Source organism: Streptomyces sp. Edi2, from assembly GCF_040253635.1.
Lineage (GTDB): Bacteria > Actinomycetota > Actinomycetes > Streptomycetales > Streptomycetaceae > Streptomyces.
On record NZ_JBEJGX010000003.1, the window covers coordinates 89877 to 107330 of the forward strand.

A 17454-nucleotide genomic window follows, 5' to 3' on the forward strand; every position below is an offset into this window, starting at 1 on the left:
ACCACGCCCCCCGAAGCGGACGCCGTTCACGTAACCCCGGAGCAGCTGCATCTCGCCCGCCGCTCATTCCCTCGACAGAGCGCGAACCGGGCTGGCAGGCGGCGTGCATGACCTACGGAATCGAGTTCCACCCCGCCCGGTGAGCGCCCAGGAAGAGCGCAACGCGCTCACCCTCCCGCCCGCTCTGTACCACTACGCTCTGCATTTGCTGCATGAGTCTCCCGACGGGGTCCCGCCACGGCGTGGTTTCCCCCTCCCCCAACAGCCCGAACCGGCTGAGAGCACGCTGTCCCTCGAAGAGTCGCAGGACGCCGTCCGGGACGCGCTGAACCCGCTACCGGACGACTCGGCCACCCTGCACCGCCGCTTCGCGCGGCTGGGCATCCGGGACTGCCATATGCATCTGACGCTGATCCGGTCTGCCGTCGCCGGGCTGCCCTTGCCGACCGAGCAGCGGGACGCGGCCCGGTCCCTCGGCCGGCAGCTCACGCGGACCGGCACCACCGCGCCCGCCGTCACCGCAGGTCTGGCCCTGCTCACCCGCCTCGGCACGCCCGAGGACATCCCGTATCTCTCCGTTCTCGGCCTGCTCCGGAAGTTCATCCACCCGGCTGTCGAAACCCTCGACGCCCTGGACCCCCAGAGCGCGGCCGTCGTCTGGCTCTCCTTCTACGCGCGCCCTGATGAGCTGCGGCCACTCGTCCGCGCCCTGCGGAGGGGCGAACAGAGCGCCATCCGTGCGGAGTTGCTTGCGTTCCCTGCTGAGCCCCGGCTCCTCAACACCGCGGTCGCCCGCAGGATCGCAGAGGCGGGCCGGCTGCCCGACTTGCTCGGCCGGCATCCCTCCGACACGGCCCTGCTCGCCCGGGCGGGCAGGCTCCTGGTCCGGACGGCGTGCTCGCGCGACGCCCCGAACGACCTCCTCGCCTACCGCGACGCGCTCGCCGTGTACGAGAGCGTCGTGACACGAGCCGGCCTCCTGCCACCCACCCTCGACAACCACGCCACCCTGCTCTCGCTCGCCCTGGACCTGAGCAGCGGCCCCGGCGTACTGCTGGACTGGCCCCCTGGACGACGTATGGCGCTGTTGGATGCACTGGGACGGCTGCTGGCCGAGCCCCGGTGGGCCTCGCTGCCGGACACCGAAGCAGACGGGGCGGGCCGGCGGCTGCGGACCGGGTGGATCCGGCGCACCGGCCGGCAACCTTTCAGGCACCCGACGACCCCCGGCAGGTTGCGCGTCGAGGTGGTGGCCGGCGATCCCGTCGACCGGCAACCCGTCGAGACCCGCATCCTCCTCGACGGGCGTCCCGTGGTCCCGGCGCTCTTCGACAGTGGTCCCGCCCACAGCCCCGAATACCTGCTGGACGAAGGCAGGCTCCGGGCCGGCTCTGAGCCCAGCGAGGTACAGCTCGCGGAGGCATCCTGCACCGAGGGATGCTGCGGCGCGCTCTACGTCACGATCCGACGCGACGGAGACCAGGTGGTGTGGGAGAACTGGCAGCGGCCGTCCACCATGCCGGGTTCCCGGTCACCGGCACCCGAACCGGCTGCCTACCGGTTCGACGCCGCGGCTTACGACACCGAGATCGCCCGCGCCGAGACCGACCGCTCCTGGTCCTGGCCGGCCCGCACCACGGCCCGCCTGATCAAGGCCGGACTGAGGGAACGGCCGGACCTCCTGAGCCGGTGGGACGCGAAACGGGGCTGGGTCGGCAGCGGTTTCGATGCCCCGGACACCACCGAGGTGACCTTCGCCTACGCGCCGGGGCTCGGCTCCGGCAAACCGGACGGCACTTCCCTCCGGTTCCGTTGGGTCATTCCGGACGACGGCACCCCACCTGAGGAACAGGCGGCGGCCGCCCTGAACCGGCTGACCGAGGAGGACCCGAAACCCTACGCCCAGGTGTGCGGCGGCACCCGCGAGCGCGCCGAAGAACTCGGATTCCCCTGGCCCGAAAGGGACTGAGCCGTCGGGCCGCAACCGCCCTCGGATCCAGCGGCACACACGGCTGCGTTGTGGAACCGCAGGCGCCCCTTGGCCGACTGCCACCGGCCAAGGTGCCTTGCGGCTTGGGCAGTCGACGTGCATGACCGTAGGACTGCGGGCGAAGGTCACCAGGCCGACGGCCCCGGTCGGCCGTTCCCGTCGGCCTGCTCGGCGACGAGGGTGCGGAACGCCTCCGGGTCGCTGATGATCTCTTCCACGCGGTCCCGCTGCCGATACAGGTTGTAGTAGCGGGTGCCGATGACATCAGGGTCCGTCACCTTGTCGCCGGGAACGATGCTGGAGGCGATCGTCACGGTTGCCGCGTGGATTCCCTGGGGGCGCAGTTCGGCGTACAGGGCGTGTGCCCAGTTGCGCAAGCCCGCCATCGCCAGCCCCACGTTGGCCAGGAACGGCGCGGCGATGGTGGCGGACACACCGGTGGTCAGCAGCAGCGTCCCCTCGCCGCGGGCGCGCATCTGCGGCAACACCTGACCCACGGCCATCACCGCACCCAGCAGGTGCAACTCGATCTGCGCCACGGCGGACGCGACCCTGGTCTCGCCGGCACCGGTAATCGGCCCGGTCGGGCTGGGACTGTACTCCAGCACGCCGACCGGTCCAAGAGTCTCCCCCGTCCTCATGATTGCCGAGGCCAACGCGTCACGGTCACGGGATCCGCTGGAAACGCCGCAGCGATGACGCCCAGCTCGGTCAGCTCACCGACCAGAGCGTCCAGGGTGTCCTTGCTCCGGGCGATCAGCCCTACTCGGAAGCCGTGACGGCCGAAGGCCCTGGCCACACCCATCCCCAGCCCCGGTCCTGCACCGACAACAACAAGCGTCTTCGCCGCCACGACATCATCCTCTCCGGCCCGCAGCGGTCGCACCACGTACGTTCGCGACTCACCACCAGGCAGTTACTGTTTGTGCGTAGCAGCATGGTTTGTCACTGGACCGGTGGTGACAAGACGGCACATTGATGTCGGTGTCGCACATGGAGGTAACCCTTGACGTCCCGCAGGAGCACCTCGCCGACCGGCCGGCACGCGCCGGATCAACCGCAGCCTGACGATGAACCGGCCGGTGAGCCGAGTGAAGAGGTCTGCCGACAGGTGTTGCGCATCCTCGCCCTGATCGGCGACAAGTGGAGCATCCTGGTCATCGGGCAACTCCGAGACCAGACTCTGCGCTTCAGCCAACTCCACCGCGCGGTAACGGGCATCTCACAGCGCATGCTCACCTTGACCCTGCGGCAGCTCGAACGCGACGGACTCCTCACCCGCACCGTGCACCCAAGCGTTCCCCCACGCGTCGACTATGCGCTCACCCAGCTCGGTTCGACACTGCTGGACTCCATGGTGGCCCTGGGCGAATGGGCCACCACGCACCGGCAGGAAATCAACGACAACCGTCGCCGCTACGATGCCGCCGTCTCACCACGATCACAGCCCTGATGTCCCACTCACACCGTCCACGGAATGGGCAGTCCTCAACGGTGGGCGCGGGGTTGTACATGCGGGCGACGACTTCGACGGCGCAGCGAGACCGGTATCACTGCCCCGCCGCCAGCAGCCGTGGAGGACTTGCCGCCTGGTGGAGGTGGCACAGGGGATGAGGTCCTGGGCCGCTCGCGGGGGGGTGCCTCTATGTCTTCCGTCAAGGCTGAGCGGGGCATGTGGGGGCGGTTTGCGGGGTGCGGGGTTCGTAGAAGGTGCCGTCGCGGAGCATGCGAACAGGACGCTGATGCGTTGGCGGGCGAGGCGGAGGAGGGCTTGGGTGGCTTTATCGAGCAGTAGTGACGTCACTTGTCGATGGGTTCGGGAGGCACCCTGAACGACGGTCGGGTGATGTTGATGCGTTTGGGTTCTGGATCAATTTCTGTGGAGCGCACACTCTGCGTGGCTGTTGATCTTGATATTGGCTCGGCGGAGGTCGCCCGAAAACAGCCGTCTGCGATCACGACTTGGCTGACAGTGCTGGGCCGTGAACGAGGTCATGCTCCGTCTGGACGAGTTGCTGTTCCTGTCGGCTCCGGAGGTTGCCGTGGTGTCGGCGGAAGACGACGGCGAGGTGATCCGTATGGGGATCAGATGCCGGGCAGCCGGCGCCCTGTGTCCGGGCTGTGGAGCCTGGTCGATCCGAGTGCACGGCTCCTACCTGCGGTTCCCTTCCGATCTGCCCAGCGCGGGACGGCGCGTGGTGCTGTCTCTGCATGTCCGGCGGTCCGTCTGCACGACTACTTCGTGCAAACGGCGGACGTTCGCCGAACAGATCCCGGGGCTAACCCGCCGATACAGCCGGTGGACCGAACGGCTGCGGTCGGCACTGGCCGAGATCGGTCTCGCGCTCGCTGGCCGAGCCGGCGCCCGCATCGCAGAGGTCTTCGGTTCTCGGTCAGCCGCGACACCGTGCTGCGGCTGGTCGACGCTCTCCCAGAGCCACAGCCACGGACTCCGCGGGTAGTTGGCGTCGACGAATACGCGATGCGCAAGGGCCGGGTCTACGGAACCGTGCTGGTCGACGTCGAGACCGGCAGACCAGTGGATCTGTTGCCTGACCGCGAATCGGCAACGCTCGCAGCCTGGCTCAGCGAACGTCCAGGGATCGAAGTGATCTGTCGCGACCGTGCCCCGTTCTTTGCCGAAGGCGCCCGAGCCGGGGCGCCGACGGCCCTCCAGGTCGCCGACCGCTTTCACCTCTGGCACAACCTCGGCGAGGCCGCCGAGCGATGCGTATCGCGGCATCGGGCCTGCCTGCGGGCACCGTTCACCCTGCCGCGTCAGGAGCCCGCCAAGGTTCCTCAGGCGGCCGATGGATCGACCGCGTCACCGTGGCCAACAGGGCACCGGTTCGCCGACCGCACCCGCGAGAAACACGCAATCGTCCACGCGCTGCTGGCCAAGGGCTACAGCAGGCGGGCCATCGGCCGCCAGCTCCACATGACTCACCGGACGGTCAAACGCCTCGCCGACGCCGCAGCCCCGGAAGATCTCTTTCAAGGCCAATGGCAGAACCGGCCCACGAAGCTCGACGACTTCAAGCCTACCTGCACGAACGTTGGGCCGAGGGCTGCACGAACGCGTGGACCCTCTGGGAGGAGTCAAGGCTCACGGATTCGCCAGCGGATACGGAACCGTGCGCGCTTACCTCCGCCCCTTCCGCGAATCCGCGCCGACAGGCGCTCGCCCACCAACTCCTCGGACGGTCACCAGGTGGATCCTGACCCACCCCGATGCTCTCCAGGAGAATGACCGGCTCAAACTCAAGTCCATTCTGGTGCACTGCCCGGAACTGGACGCCCTGACCAGGCACATCCGTGCCTTCGCGCAGATTCTCACCCAGCTCCAGGGTGACCGACTCCTTGAATGGATCACGGCAGTCCGAGCTGACGACTTACCGAGCATGCACACCTTCGTCAACGGCCTCGAACGTGATCTCGACGCTGTCATTGCGGGCCTCACGCTGCCCTGGAACTCGGGAATCGTCGAAGGTCATGTCAACCGCATCAAAATGATCAAACGTCAAATGTATGGCCGAGCCGGCTTCGCACTGCTACGGAAACGCGTTCTCCTCGCCTGAAACCAGGCACGGAGCACGACCGACCACAGCAGGTGAGCCAGAACCAACTCGGGAACGTACTGTCCCCGGCGGCCAGGTACCTCCTGAACCGCTGTCGAAGTGCTGTCCCACGGCTGGTGAACAAAGCCAGCCTCCCCACAATTGCGCTCTCGAAAATAAGTTGCCCGGACAGCCGCGATCCCGTCAAGATCTGCCCATGACCACGACTATCGACTTTCTGCCGCTGACATCCACCGTCCGATCGGTGCGAGTGCAGCAGCAGCTGGACCGACTGCGAAGGCCGACGCTCGCGCACTCGTGATCGCCACCCTGGTCGCGGGCATCCTCGCTGGCTACGGCATCGCCGTGCCGGTGGGACCGGTGGCGACATATCTCGTCGCCCTGACAGCCCGGACCTCTCTGAAGATCGGCGCTTGTGCCGCACTGGGTGTCGCAACCGCCGACGGCCTCTACGCACTGATCGCCGTACTCGGAGGCTCCGCGCTCATCCCTGCAATCGAAACGATCACGGTTCCCCTGCGATGGGTCTCGGCCTTGGCGCTCATCGCGCTGGCGGCCCGCAGCGGCGTCACGGCGATCAGCCAGTACCGCACTCGGCAGACGACAAACCGGGCTGACGAGATCCCCCTCAACCCTGCACGGGCCTACATGGGGATGCTGGGGATCACGATGATGAACCCCATGACCGTGATCTACTTCGCGGCGCTCGTGCTCGGCAGTCAGTTCACAGCGGCTCCAGACCACCTCGAACAGGCCGTGTTCGTCTTCGCGGCCTTCGCAGCATCCGCCAGCTGGCAGCTGCTTCTCGCAGGCGGCGGAGCACTGCTCGGCCGGACTTTGACCAGCAGTCGAGGGCGGCTCGTCACCGCCATAGCCTCCAGCGCCCTGATCGCCGTACTCGCCGCTCACCTGCTCATCTCAGCGCCATGACAAGGTCAGGCCGTCCACCGGGTGTTCGCCTCCTGCGGGCAGACCGGTCAAGGCAGGCTGAACTCAGGGCGACCAGACATACGGTGTCGTCGTGGTGACCGCGTGTAGGCCGAGGCGGGTGAGGATCGGGGCGCTGTCGGCTGACGCGTCGACGTAGACGTAGGGGACCTCGCGGGCAGCAGCGAGCTGGGCTCGGTGGGCGACCATGGCCCGGTAGATGCCCTGCCCGCGCCATTCCTCAAGCGTGGAGCCGCCCCAGAGGCCCCCGAAGTCGACGCCGTCCTTGAACACCAGCCAGGCGGCGCAGACGACTTCGGTGCGTGCCTCAGCGACGAGGACGATGGTGTTCTCTGGGGCGTTCTCGATCCGCGCGGTCAGGTCGTCGGCGAGCCAACTCCAGTCCTCGCCCCAGACGATGCTCTCCATATCGGCGATGCGCTGGAGGTCTGATCTGGCGGTGACACGGCGGAGGGTCACGCCGTCGGGCAGGACGGGGTCGGCGGCAAGGTCTGCGGACTGCCCGATGAGCACGGTCTCGCTGTCCTCGGCGACGAAGCCGGCCGCCATGAGTCGGTCGGTGAGGTCAGCGGGAAGATCATGGGCGCGCGTCTTCCATTCGACCGCCTCACCACGGGCAGCGTAGAAGTCACGCTGCCGCGCTATGAGCGCGTCGAGCTCTGCCCCGCACACACCGAGGTCACGTGGGCCCGTGACGAAGCCACGGCGCCAACCCACGACACGGGTCAATGGGCCGTCCTTCTCGATGCGAGCGTTGCCGCCAGGCGGGGTGACACCACGGAGTTGGGCATCATACGCGGTGCGGAGCTCGTTGATCAGAATGTCCTTCACTGGAACACCGTACGGACCAGGTCAAGTGATTAAACGCCGGTCGGACCCGCGCGAACATCAAGGGCTGCACTCTCTCGCCCGGCCACCGGAGATCAGAAACAGGTACTGGCCTCTGCCGCCACCTGCCCCGATGGCCAGCCGCCCTTCGGGCGGCTGGCCATCGGCACGCTCGCATCCACGCAGCGCCGTCATTTCTCATCCACATTCCAGAGCCGGTTGATCACCAACTGCCTCCTAAAACAGTCGACAAACGCTGTCCTCGGAGATCAACGAAGCCAGCTTGGGTGTGGGTCTTCCCGCGGGCCCGGCAGCGGTCGTAGTAGGTGCGGGAGGCGGCGTCGGCGTTCATGCAGGCGAAGGCGGAGAGGAACATGGTGCGTTTGAGCTGCCGGTTTCCGCCTCTGGGGGCGTGTTCGCCGTGGATGGAGGTGCCGGACGATTTGGTTGTCGGAGCGAGTCCGGCGTAGGAGGCGAGGTGGGCGGCGGTGGGGAAGCTGGTGCCGTCGCCGACGGTGGCCAGCAGGACAGCGGCGGTCCTGACTCCGACTCCCGGCATCGAAGACAGGACCGGGGAAAGAGGGTGGGCCTCCAGCAGGGCGGCGATCTGCGCTTCCAGGGCCCGGCGCCGGCCGTGGACGGCGGCGAGGGAGGCGGCCAGGGACGGCACGACGATGTCGAGGGTGCCGGTGCCGGGCACGATGACGGTCTGTTCGTCGAGTGCGTCGAAGACGTCGTCGATCAGCCGGGTGGCCATACGCGGGACTTTGGGGCGGATCACCTCGATGAGTCTGCGGCGGCCTGCTTTGCGCAGTGCGAACGGGGAGCCGTGGCGTTCGAGGAGCCAGGTGACGGCTTGGTGGTCGAGGCGGGGTCCCAGGACGCGTTCCAGCGACGGGTGGAACTGGGTGAGCAGGCCGCGTATCCGGTTGCTGGTGCGGGTTGCCTCGGCAGCCAGGTCCTGGTCGAAGCCGACGAGCACGGTCAGCTCGGCGGTGATCTCGTCGGTGAGTTCCAGCGAGCGCAGGGTGTGGGGCATCGTGCGGGCCGCGTCCGCGATCACCGCCGCGTCCTTCGCGTCGGTCTTGGCCTCGCCGGGATACAGGTCGGCGATCCGGCGCATGGCGAGTCCGGGCAGGTAGGCGACCTTGCAGCCCGCGTCGCGGGCGACGGTCAGCGGGAGGGCGCCGATGGAGGCCGGCTGGTCCACGATCACCAGCACGGTGCCGAATTTCGCGATCAGTCTGTCGAAGACGGCCCGCAGTTTCGGTTCGCTGTTGGGCATGGGCTTGTCGAAGACCTTCTTGCCGGCCGGGGTGAGCCCGTGGCCGTGGTGGGTGGTCTTGCCGACGTCCATGCCGAGGAAGACGCCTACGTTGTCGGTGTCGAACATCGCACCCTTCCGGGGAAGTTGACCGTTCCGGCCTTGGAGCCGGTGTCGTACGCGCGCATCCACGTTATGCAGACCTGCCGCCCGCGAGCTGCCTGGCATTGCGCCGGGCCGGGCGGTGGCCGGACCTCTCATCAGCGTCTCCGACGGCACCTTCCGAGCCCGGTGACACCACCCCCCAGGTCATGCCTTCCAATGCCGTTGCTTTAGTGGTCGTGCCATCGGTGGTTCAGGGCGACGACGACCGGTGAACGGCGGTGGCTGGCAGGCTCTCCGGGGGCCTTGCTGCCGTAGCCGGTGATGCACGACCGAATTTTGCGGGGACAGTCACGGGGTCGGCGCCGGGGCAGCAGGCTGTGCCCGATCTCGTTGAGACCCAGGCGACGGTCACGTCTGCGGGCGGAGGGGGGAAAAGCCGCTCGGTGAGATCACCGTGCGGCGGACGACGTGCAGGGCCCGGGTGAACGAGGTCCGCTCGGCGATGCTCTGGTGCAGGCGGGCGGCCTCGTCCAGCAGTTCTCTGGTGGCGTGGTGGACGACCAGGTGTGCGTAGATCTCCTGCCGCACCCCGTCCGGCGTCTGCGACCGCAGGACCGGTCGGCCGCGTTGATGGGTCTTGATCTCATCGAAGACCAACTCGATCTCCCAACGCCGCGCATAGAGCGCGGCAAGCTCGGCGGCCGGGTACTTCTCGTGATCGGTCAGACTGGTGATCAGCCGGACGATGTCGGCCTGGCCGTCGACGCGGTACTCGATCACCCTGACCAGAGCCGGCGGAGCCTTGAGGGTCCCGGCCGCCTTGCTGTGCTTGTTCGCCTCGATCCGTGCCAGGTAACTGCCGTCGGGCAGGACGTCCTGGACCCGACGGGCCTTGCGCCGCTCGATCCGCCACAACAGGTGAGTGCCCTGGTCCCGCAGCCGGTGCCAGCGGGCCAGGCCCCACAGCCCCCGGTCGGCCAGCAGTAGCGTGCCGGTCCCGACATGGGCGTCCAGGGCGTCGGAAACGATGCGCTCGGAGTCCTTGAACCCGCCGATCACAGCGTCGAGGACGGCGTGGGTCGAGCACTCGGCCACCGCGACCACCCGGGCCTGCGGATAACCCATCGGACTGCGCTGCGAACCCGACTTGCCGAAGGCGTCGTTGTTCGCCGTCGAGTCCGGCACGGCCAGCAGCATCCCGTCCAGAGCAAGCACCCGCAGCCCGTGGAAGAGATTGTCTTCCCTGCCCAGCGGCCGGGCCACAGCCCGGAACAGGTCCCGCAGCACTGTCCACCCGAGCCTTTGCCGGGCCCTGGTCAGCGAGGACTTGTTCACCCCGGTCCAGGACCGCAGCCCCGGATCGCCGGTCTTCACCAGGCGCAGAACTTCCAGGTAGTCAGCCTGCGGGAACAGGCACATCGCCAGGACGAAGTACACCGTGAACCGGGCGGACAGCAAGCGCCGACGCTTCTCCGAGCGTCCAGCCTCGCCGACCACACAGTCCACCAGTTCAAGCGGGCATGACCGGGTCAGCACTCCCAGCCCCAGCCTCTCCAGACGGGATATCAGCACACCGACTCAACCGGCCGAGAGCCGCAAAAGCAACGGCATTGTCATGCCTTCGACAGGGGGACACAGACATGCCGGGCCCGGAGGCCAGCGGCCCTCTTGCAGGACCACGAAGAACATAACGGGGGCACCAGGGCGGGGCTGTCATCCGTCGGACGGGGCGTCGGGGATCTGGTCCAGAAGGTGTGGCCCGTTGTTGCGTACATCGTTGACCGCGGTGGAGACGGCGCGGGCGTCCAGGTGTCCCGCGGCGGGGGCGGTGAGCAGGGCGCGGAGTTCGCCGGGGTCCTGGGCGGGGTCGAGCCAGGCGTTCCAGTCGTCGCGGGCGATGGTCAGCGGCATGCGGGGGTGGACGCGCCCCGCGGCGTCGGTGGCATCGGTGGTGATGATCGTGCAGGTGGTCCACCATGCCCCCGGAGCATCGACATCGGAGGCATCGGAGACGTCGGGGGCGCGCCAGAACTCGTACAGGCCGGCAAACGCCATGGCCTGGCCGTCCTCGGAGCTGATGAAGTACGGCTGCTTGCGGGCCTTGGCCGTCCCGGTCGCCTCGACGGCCTGCCATTCGTAGAAGCCGTCCGCCGGCAGCAGGCATCTGCGCTTGGCGAAGGCTCGGCGGTAGGCCGGCTTCTCCGCGACCGTCTCCACCCGGGCATTGATCATCTTCGCACCGACGCTCAGGCTCTTCGCCCAGGACGGCACCAGCCCCCAGCGCAGCGGCCGCAACCGCCGGGTGACCTCGCCGGTGTCGTGGTCGACGCGTTCGAGCACCGACCACACATCATCGGTCGGGGCCACATTCCAGCTCGGTCCGAGCACCTGGCCGGGATCCCAGCGCGTCACGTCGAACTGGTCGACCAGATCCTGCGGACGGCGGGTGGAGACATATCGACCGCACATACCGTCCACCTTGCCACGCGACCGCCCATTTGCCCGGTCACCCACGCCTTCGCCCGACATGCGGGCCTGCGTGCCGGGCCGGGGCCGCTGGTCCCCCAGCCGTGCAGGAGCAGCAGCGCCGGGCCCGCCTCGTCACCCTCGTGGTGGAGCGGGGTGTCGTTGGCGTCAAGGCTGGGCGTGTGGCTCAGCCTCTGCCTCGTGAGTCCTTACGGGCCGTGCGGTGGATGGACGACGGGCGGAGTACGCGGAGGGGAGGTGCGGCGACGACCGGCTGTCGCTATTGGATGTTCAGCAAATGGGGGTGTGTCGGGTCGATGGGGCAGAAGAAGATCCGTAGTGCACCCCATCGGCCAGGAGTCAATCCTGTTGGCCCGCACGCGCCCACTTCGTTCGCCTCGGAATCCTCGACGGAGCGCCAGCTCTTCGAGCCACCGTCCCATTCGCTGCTGTCGAAGCTGAGCAGGAGGTCCATCGGCGCTCCGCACCGGCAGTTGACGGACGCCGGATCGGTCAGATGCCAGGATGCCCAGCCACCGGCCTTGCAGCCGGGTGCGATGGACAGGTCGTACTGGTAATTGAAATCAGTCTCTTCCAGCCACCGCTCGTCCTGCGCGTCAAGCCGTTCGCGGAGCGCGTCGGGCAACAGGTCCGCATACTGATATTCCGTCACCTGCTCAGGGTGCAGCACGCACGGGGTGGGCAGGTAGGCGTCGTGGGTATCCCGGGGCTGCGGCGGCACGATGCCTGGCACAGAGGAGACATCGGACGCGCGCCGCCAGACAAGGTGTACGGACGGGCCCCCGTAAAAGCGGGGCTGGCCGGGCAGGTCCTGGTGCGTGGTGGGACACCACAGCACTTGGAGGAGGTCGGTCCCTGAGGGGAAGCGAACGGTCGGGATATCGCCGGCGTGCAACTGGGCGACGGCCACCAGGGGGTTCGGCTCCTCATGTGCCTCGGACTCGTACCAGTGAGTGGTGTAGCTGATGAGGTCGATGCCCGCGCCACTGCGGCTCATTGCTTTGTCGAGCAGAGCAATCTCCTCCGGGCTGCGCCGGCCCCTGCTGCTCCCCTGCTGTGCCTCCCGTTTGGCCTGAGCTTGCTGCAATGCGGTGACGAGCGCGGGGTTTATCGGCTCTGCGGTAGAGCAGGTGCGCGGCCCCGCCTCATCAGCGATGCGGGTGCACAGATGCACGCCTGCACTGTCGGGCAGTACGGACGCGGTGATCACTCCGGGCTCGCCGGCAGAGGTAGTCCAACGTGTTCTTCAGGACCGGGGGTGCTCGCCGATTCACTGCCGATTCGCTCGCTGAGCCAGGTGGCGCGGTGGAGGAAATGCATGAGGTCACCTCTCGGGGCTGGGGTGCTCCCCGTACACAGGCCGAGGCGAACCCGGACGATCCCGGACGCCCGGGGACGTTGTGGCCGGCGAACCCAACACCCGCTCACGACCACTCCTCATGCCACGGGTGGGCCAGCGCCTCGGTCTTCGTACGCCCTTCTAGGATCAAAACTCGATCACTGTCCCTGGAGGTGCGGATGCCTTTCGAGATAGACCTGCCGCTCGACGAAGACTCCGAGGCAACGCGGCTCGCCGCCGATCTCACCGAACTCGGCAATGAGCGCTTCCTGCAGGCCGTGCTCCGCGACTCGGCCCGCTTCCACCACCGCAGCACCAGCCGCCTCCTCGGCTGGTCCGCTGACGCCCCCGAGAGCACCGAGCCCGCCTCCAGCCTCCTGCTACGCGCCGTCCACCTCTGTTTCACCGCCCACCTTCCGCTGAGCCTGTCGCCCGATCTCCTCTGGTACGCGGTCGTGCACGAGGTGGCCGTGCACGTCCGACTGAACTCCCGCACGTACGAGGGGCTTTTCACTGACACGCCCGGGCAGCAGCAGACCATCACCGTCCGCGACGACCTGGCCCCGTGGGACTGGGAGCGCTCGATCAACCTGGTTCAACGACCTCTGCGCGACCGGATCGGAGACGAGGTGGCTGATCTGTTCCAGCCCACCTTCTCCACCACCACCCCCACCGATGCCACGACCACGCTGGTGGCGCTGATGGACGTGGTCAGCCCGTACTACCGCTTTCGGTGGGAAACGCTCTGCGGCATTCCCCGGATCCGGCTGGAGGGCACAGACCGGGACTGGCGTCTGCTTGCGGCACGGGTGCGGGAGCTCGAGGAGTGGTTCGAGGGCCTGCGACCGTGGTTCACCGCCCTGCACCCGGTGCTGGACTCGATCTGGGCGGCAGCCTCGGGGTGGGGTGTCGACCACCCATTCTGGCGCTCGCTCTACAAGTGGGAGTCGGACTCCGGCGGCGACCGGGTCACGGGATGGATCACCGCTTTCTTCGCCCACCATTACTCCGACGACGGTCCGATCCCGAATCAGTCGTTCGGTGTCGGCACCATCGCCGACGAGGAGTTTCCCTCCCACATCTCCCGTGTCCCCTTTCGCTGGAAGACTCCTGCCGGGACCCTTGAGATGGCTTTCCTCGGAGGCGTACTCGGCATCGAACGCGACGGCGAGTGGATCCGGCCCCAACTCGGCCATGCCGTGGTCGAATTCCTTCCGACAGCCGAGCGCCGCGCTGAGCACGGCGATGAACAGGGCGATGAGCAGGGCGATGAGCAGGGCGATGAGCACCTGCCCGGACAGCACACCTAGATGTATGGACGGCCTGATCGGCGACTCGGGGAGGTCAGGGACCAAAGGCCGCGAGGCCGCGCTCACGGCCGGCGAGGGCACGTGATCAGAGGCCGGCGCGTTGCCGCATTTCCGCGGCATCGGTGACGTACGTGCCGGGCGCGAACCGCTCGATGGCGGCAGCGATGCTCTGGCAGCGTTCGGCGCGGCGGGCCCGGCCGAGCCACCGCATCTCGTAGTGGATGTAGTGCAGCGTCGCCTTGTCTTCTTCTTCCGGAGAGCCGGACGTCTTCGGGTGAAGCCACACTGCGAGCACCGCATCATGGAAAACAGTCGCGAAGCCGATCTCACTCCAGGGAAGCTTTCGGCTGCCGGCCACGATCCCACCGGCATCGATCCGCAGAGGTGCCAAGCGCACGATCGACAGCACAGGCAGGAATCCGAACACCACGCCCGTCGACAAAGCGCCCCACAGCAGGTTGCTCAACGGACGATCGCTCAGAAATACCAGCCACACCGCCGCAAACACCAAGGCCGGTATCGCCGTTCCCACCAAGAGCCATATGACCCGCCGCTTCCACTCGGCCGGCAAGTCCACTGGGTCTTCGCTCACGTCTCCCCCTTTGACGATCAACGATGACCGTAGCAGCGCGCGATGACCGCGGCCGCGCGCTGCCGACCGCCGGCATTGACCGGCTGGTCCCGCAGCGCACAGAAATCACCCCGCCTACAACACCATCCGTTCGAAGCCGGCGCAGACACAGGCACAGACGCAGACGTAGGCACACACGTAGGCGCAGACGTAGGCCGCAGACGTAGGCGCAAGCATGGGCAGAGACATAGACGTTGGGAGCAGGCTGGCTGCTGCCGGGTAGATAGCGAACTCCGCTTGAACCACGGCGGGTTGTGTGCTCAACCAAGTTTGATTGGACCGAGCATGGATCGTGACATCTCCCCTGTCACCCGATGTCGCGAGCGACTGTTCCCCGTCCCTCCAGGTTCCAGGTGATGACCCGCCGGGGGTGGACGCGGATGATGTCCGTGCTGAAGTAGTCAGGCGCCACGGGTGGCACGTCGACAGTCAGTACCTCGGCCCGGCCCCTGATCTCGATGCCGCGCCCCCACCCGCCCGCGACTGGGTCATCGGCCGGGGACATGTCGTCCACCAGCACGGAGACATCGGGGCGGGTCTGGGCGTTGCGGTATTTCCGACTGCGGGCCATGGCCGGTCCGCCGATGTCGACGGTTCCGTCGTCGTTGAGCCGGAAGCCCACCGGGCGGACCTGCGGACCGCCGTCGGGACCGGTGGTGGCCAGGCGGGCCAGTGACTGGGCGGTGAGGTACTCGTGCTCTCTCTTGGTGAAGATCATGCGGCCGACCCTAGAAGCTCAAGCACAGTTGAGGTCAAGGTGGCTGAGGTCGAGGCCAGTTCCCTTGCGGGGTGGTGTCGCGGTTCGGACCATGGAAAACCCGCTACGAGCGACACGGGCAACGGCTAGGAGGCGGCGGCCGGGGAACCCACGTCGACCCTCCAGTTCGATTGGACAGGTCACTACCCAGCACCATCCCGCAGTCCCACCATCCCTCCGTCCCACCACCCCGCCATCCCGCCATCCCGCCATCCCGCGGCAGACAGATCGGCGATAGACGAAGCGCTCGGGCACGGCTACGGGGTGTGGCCTTCCAGTTCCTCTGCGAGAGACGTCTGCACATAATCCATGGCTCGCTGATAGGAGGGCTCGGCGAACCGCTTGGCCATCTCTTCGGCGGAGACCTCTTCCAGTCGCTGGAAGACCCACCACAAGTGGCCTTGGGGGTCGCGGATACGTGCGGCTATTTGCCCGAACGCCAGCTCGGTCGGCTGCGTCACCAGTCGGGCTCCGCAGGCGAGGGCCTTCTCCACGGTCGTGCGGGCGTCCTCGACGTAGATCCTCAGGTGCGCGGGGAGGTCCGGCCAACCGGACTGTCGGTCGAACATCAACACCACCGCACCCGCCACGTCCACCTCGGCGTGCCCCACGGACCCGTCCTCGTTGAAAACGCGGGACCCACGCTCTGTGGCCCCGAAGACCTGGCTCAGAAACTCAATCTCCGCACCTGTGTCCTTCGATATCACCCAAGGGTCGATCCGCGAGTAGCCATCGGGAACAGGTCTCAGTTCATCCTTGATCGTCATATACCGACCCTGCCACAGATCACACCGCCTTCGGCGAAAAACCCTCATGATGCGGTGGCAGTACGGTCGGTCGATTCTTCCGCTTCAATAAAACGACGGCATATCAAGGGTATTGACATGTGCTCAGGTCGATCTTCGCTCGCGCTCCGAACGTGCGTGAGCGAACGAAGAGGTCGCACCAAACCGGCCCTGCCGACCTCAGATGTGAGCTTGTTCCGCTTTGACGGACACCATTGGTGTGGTGGTCAGGCTGCGAGTGCGGTCTCATATTCGGCGGGACTGCGGTAGCCGAGGCTGCTGTGTAGTCGGTGCAAGTTGTACCAGCCCTCGATGAAATCAAAGATCGCGGTGCGGGCGGCGGCCCGGCTGGGCCAGGCGGCAGTGCCGAGCAACTCTCGCTTGATGGTGGCGAAGAACGACTCGGCGAGCGCGTTGTCCCAGCACTGGCCGGTGCGGCCGACCGACAGCCGGATGCCGAACTGGTCAGCCAGGGAGGCGAATTGCTGACTGGTGTACTGGCACCCGCGATCGGAGTGGAAGATCACCGGACGGGTGGGGCGACGCTGCCGGCAGGCGGCCTTGAGAGCATCGGCGACCAGATCGGTCCGCAGGTGATCGGCTGTCGCCCAGCCCACCACCCGGCGCGAGGCGATGTCGATGACAGTGGCCAGGTAGAGCCAGCCCTCCTCGGTCGGGATGTACGTGATGTCGCCGCACCAGCGAGCGTCGAGGGCCGCTGCGTCGGGCCGGAAGTCCCGGACAACGAGGTCGGGCCGCACGGCAGCTCGTGGATCGGGGATCGTGGTCGGGTGCCGCCGTCTGCGGTGCCGGCCCTGCAGCCCGGCGGCCCGCATCAGCCGGGCGACGCGGCGACGGCCGCATCTGGAGCCCTCACGCTTCAGTGCGGCGTGGATGCGTGGGGAGCCGTAGGTGCCGCGCGAGTGCTCATGGACTTGCGTGATCTGTTCGGTCAGCTCGGCGTCGCGGGCTGCCCGCGGGCCGGGAGTACCGGTGCGGCGGGCGTAGAAGGCGGTTCTGGAGACCCTCAGCAGTTCACACGCTCGTTTGACGTTGTGGCCGCTCTGCTTCTCCGCCTCGATGAACGGGTGCACCGTCACCGGGTCTCCTTCGCGAAGAAAGCCGTGGCTCGCTTGAGGATGTCGACGTCCTCGCGCAGTCGGCGGTTCTCTCGCCGCAGCGCGGCCAGTTCCTCGCGTTCGCTGCTGGTCAGGCCTTCGCGCTCGCCCGCGTCGACCTCGGCCTGGCTGACCCACAGCCGTACTGCCGTCTCGGTCAGATCGAAGTCCTTGGCGATCTGACCGGCCGAGCGGTCACCGCGCCGGCACAGCTCGACGATCTCCGCCTTGAACTCCGGCGTGAACGAACGGCGAGGGCGAGGCTTCTTCTTCCCCATGCTCTCCATGATGGACATCCTCCCGGGGCAGAACCC

General features: G+C 67.5%; 17 protein-coding genes and 1 pseudogene. 6 read left to right on the forward strand and 12 right to left on the reverse strand.

The window, feature by feature from the left end:
- Positions 1-139 precede the first annotated feature (139 nt).
- Positions 140-1969: a hypothetical protein gene (locus ABR737_RS03865; protein ID WP_350248769.1), complete on the forward strand. Its 1830-nt coding sequence runs from the start codon at positions 140-142 to the stop codon at positions 1967-1969.
- Positions 1970-2115: 146 nt separating this feature from the next.
- Here ABR737_RS03865 and ABR737_RS03870 read toward each other — a convergent pair whose 3' ends face one another.
- Positions 2116-2598, reverse strand: coding sequence for an SDR family oxidoreductase (locus tag ABR737_RS03870; protein ID WP_350248770.1), 483 nt, complete (start codon positions 2596-2598; stop codon positions 2116-2118).
- 29 nt (positions 2599-2627) lie between these two features.
- Complete coding sequence (locus ABR737_RS03875) at positions 2628-2843, reverse strand: SDR family NAD(P)-dependent oxidoreductase (RefSeq protein ID WP_350248771.1); 216 nt, start codon at positions 2841-2843, stop codon at positions 2628-2630.
- A gap of 153 nt (positions 2844-2996) precedes the next feature.
- Here ABR737_RS03875 and ABR737_RS03880 point away from each other — a divergent pair, with 153 nt between their 5' ends.
- The 4 genes and pseudogenes from ABR737_RS03880 to ABR737_RS03900 all read left to right on the forward strand — a co-directional run bounded on the left by ABR737_RS03880 (position 2997) and on the right by ABR737_RS03900 (position 6498).
- On the forward strand, positions 2997-3443 hold the full coding sequence (locus ABR737_RS03880) for a winged helix-turn-helix transcriptional regulator (protein WP_502964271.1): 447 nt from the start codon (positions 2997-2999) through the stop codon (positions 3441-3443).
- A 625-nt stretch (positions 3444-4068) separates the two neighbouring features.
- Positions 4069-4452: a transposase family protein gene (locus tag ABR737_RS03885; protein ID WP_350256665.1), complete on the forward strand. Its 384-nt coding sequence runs from the start codon at positions 4069-4071 to the stop codon at positions 4450-4452.
- 20 nt (positions 4453-4472) lie between these two features.
- Positions 4473-5559: pseudogene (locus tag ABR737_RS03890) on the forward strand (ISL3 family transposase); the annotation flags it as partial.
- Positions 5560-5865: 306 nt separating this feature from the next.
- The gene (locus ABR737_RS03900; protein ID WP_350248774.1) at positions 5866-6498 is read left to right on the forward strand and encodes a LysE family transporter; all 633 of its coding nucleotides are present in this window, start codon (positions 5866-5868) and stop codon (positions 6496-6498) included.
- A 63-nt stretch (positions 6499-6561) separates the two neighbouring features.
- On the opposite strand, the gene ABR737_RS03905 is transcribed toward ABR737_RS03900, so the two are convergent.
- The 5 genes from ABR737_RS03905 to ABR737_RS03925 form a co-directional block, all read right to left on the reverse strand.
- Positions 6562-7347 carry a GNAT family N-acetyltransferase gene (locus ABR737_RS03905; RefSeq protein ID WP_350248775.1) on the reverse strand — a complete coding sequence of 262 codons (786 nt, stop codon included), beginning with the start codon at positions 7345-7347 and terminating at the stop codon, positions 6562-6564.
- Between the two features lie 220 nt (positions 7348-7567).
- Positions 7568-8737, reverse strand: coding sequence for an IS110 family RNA-guided transposase (locus ABR737_RS03910; protein ID WP_350248776.1), 1170 nt, complete (start codon positions 8735-8737; stop codon positions 7568-7570).
- Positions 8738-9121: 384 nt separating this feature from the next.
- Positions 9122-10285 (reverse strand): IS4 family transposase, encoded by a 1164-nt coding sequence (locus ABR737_RS03915; protein ID WP_350248777.1) that lies wholly within the window; start codon positions 10283-10285, stop codon positions 9122-9124.
- Between the two features lie 141 nt (positions 10286-10426).
- Positions 10427-11182, reverse strand: a complete 756-nt coding sequence (locus ABR737_RS03920; RefSeq protein WP_350248778.1) for an SOS response-associated peptidase — start codon at positions 11180-11182, stop codon at positions 10427-10429.
- A 277-nt stretch (positions 11183-11459) separates the two neighbouring features.
- Complete coding sequence (locus tag ABR737_RS03925; protein ID WP_350248779.1) at positions 11460-12410, reverse strand: hypothetical protein; 951 nt, start codon at positions 12408-12410, stop codon at positions 11460-11462.
- A gap of 308 nt (positions 12411-12718) precedes the next feature.
- Here ABR737_RS03925 and ABR737_RS03930 point away from each other — a divergent pair, with 308 nt between their 5' ends.
- The gene (locus tag ABR737_RS03930) at positions 12719-13849 is read left to right on the forward strand and encodes a DUF4419 domain-containing protein (protein ID WP_350248780.1); all 1131 of its coding nucleotides are present in this window, start codon (positions 12719-12721) and stop codon (positions 13847-13849) included.
- Between the two features lie 85 nt (positions 13850-13934).
- On the opposite strand, the gene ABR737_RS03935 is transcribed toward ABR737_RS03930, so the two are convergent.
- The 5 genes from ABR737_RS03935 to ABR737_RS03955 form a co-directional block, all read right to left on the reverse strand.
- Positions 13935-14441, reverse strand: coding sequence for a hypothetical protein (locus ABR737_RS03935; RefSeq protein ID WP_350248781.1), 507 nt, complete (start codon positions 14439-14441; stop codon positions 13935-13937).
- Between the two features lie 346 nt (positions 14442-14787).
- Complete coding sequence (locus ABR737_RS03940) at positions 14788-15198, reverse strand: PPOX class F420-dependent oxidoreductase (RefSeq protein ID WP_350248782.1); 411 nt, start codon at positions 15196-15198, stop codon at positions 14788-14790.
- Between the two features lie 296 nt (positions 15199-15494).
- A complete protein-coding gene (locus ABR737_RS03945; RefSeq protein WP_350248783.1) occupies positions 15495-16004 on the reverse strand; it encodes a VOC family protein in 510 nt (169 codons plus the stop codon).
- Positions 16005-16249: 245 nt separating this feature from the next.
- Entirely contained in the window at positions 16250-17122 is an 873-nt protein-coding gene (locus ABR737_RS03950) for an IS3 family transposase (protein ID WP_350248784.1), read from the reverse strand.
- Positions 17119-17427 carry a transposase gene (locus tag ABR737_RS03955; RefSeq protein WP_502964272.1) on the reverse strand — a complete coding sequence of 103 codons (309 nt, stop codon included), beginning with the start codon at positions 17425-17427 and terminating at the stop codon, positions 17119-17121. The genes ABR737_RS03950 and ABR737_RS03955 overlap by 4 nt, the downstream gene beginning before the upstream one ends.
- Positions 17428-17454 lie beyond the last annotated feature (27 nt).